The 378-nt window shown below is 52.4% G+C and carries 3 tRNA genes; all 3 read right to left on the bottom strand.

Features of this window, described 5'->3' with window-relative positions:
• Nucleotides 1–63: 63 nt before the first annotated feature.
• A tRNA-Ile gene (locus L0P31_RS09275) sits at nucleotides 64–137 on the bottom strand.
• Nucleotides 138–171: 34 nt separating this feature from the next.
• A tRNA-Gly gene (locus tag L0P31_RS09270) sits at nucleotides 172–242 on the bottom strand.
• Between the two features lie 5 nt (nucleotides 243–247).
• Nucleotides 248–320, bottom strand: a tRNA-Val gene (locus tag L0P31_RS09265).
• Nucleotides 321–378 lie beyond the last annotated feature (58 nt).

Raw genomic sequence — 378 nt, 5'->3', positions numbered from 1 at the left:
GAACCCGTGTTACCGCCGTGAAAAGGCGGTGTCTTAACCCCTTGACCAACGGACCAAACTTTATGGGCACGAGTGGACTCGAACCACCGACCTCACGCTTATCAGGCGTGCGCTCTAACCACCTGAGCTACGCGCCCAAGTTAAAAAACTTGGTAATTGAACAAAGTTCAAAGCGGGTGACGAGAATCGAACTCGCGACAACAGCTTGGAAGGCTGTAGTTTTACCACTAAACTACACCCGCTTAAATGGGAGTTAACGGGATCGAACCGCTGACCCTCTGCTTGTAAGGCAGATGCTCTCCCAGCTGAGCTAAACTCCCTAGAGCTAAGCGACTTCCATATCTCACAGGGGGCAACCCCCAACTACTTCCGGCGTTC

This window comes from Streptococcus mitis (genome assembly GCF_022137125.1).
Taxonomy (GTDB): Bacteria; Bacillota; Bacilli; order Lactobacillales; family Streptococcaceae; genus Streptococcus; species Streptococcus mitis_CE.
The sequence above is the reverse complement of the archived record's forward strand: the minus strand, read 5'-3'. Positions and strand labels throughout refer to the sequence as shown.